This window comes from Lysobacter sp. TAB13 (assembly GCF_052113885.1).
In the GTDB taxonomy this organism is placed as follows: Bacteria; Pseudomonadota; Gammaproteobacteria; order Xanthomonadales; family Xanthomonadaceae; genus Lysobacter; species Lysobacter gummosus.
Genome location: NZ_JBFRDR010000207.1, coordinates 1 through 446, shown reverse-complemented (window position 1 = coordinate 446; position 446 = coordinate 1). Strand labels below are relative to the sequence as shown.

The following is a 446-nucleotide window of genomic DNA, read 5'->3' as shown; positions in this document are numbered from 1 at the left end:
TCTCCGTAGTACGCCCGAGGATCACGCGGATTGTGCCGTCCGGGGCAATCTCGATGGTGCCGGACGCCCCGCACTGCAAGACGGCGCGGACGGCTCGGGCGATATCCGCCTGCGTGGCACGGGCTGGGGTCCTGCTCATGGGGTCTCCTCGGAAGGCAACGCGGCATCTCCCGGTAACCGTTCCTGTTCCCCAAGGAGCTTCGCGGCAGCCTGCTTGGCGAGCTTCGTGCGGTTGGCTTGGCGGGTATATTTGGCAGCCATCCGTCCACCTCTCCATCCGAAGATGGCCTCAAGCTCGCTCTCGGTGGCCCCGTTCTCTGCGGCCCTCGTAGCGCCAGCCTTGCGCAGACCATGAGCCGCTCCCGGCACGCCCGCCTCATCGCACTTCTCCCGGAACCAGTTGCCAAAGCTACCCTTAGCGAAAGGCTTCCCCAGTGCGTTGGTGA

At 65.7% G+C, this 446-nt stretch carries 1 protein-coding gene; it reads right to left on the bottom strand.

Translation table 11 applies throughout. The annotated features are described in order from the left end of the window. Positions 1 to 135 precede the first annotated feature (135 nt). Positions 136 to 446: hypothetical protein (locus tag AB4Y92_RS25845; protein ID WP_441822217.1), on the bottom strand; the 311-nt coding region annotated here is incomplete at its 5' end.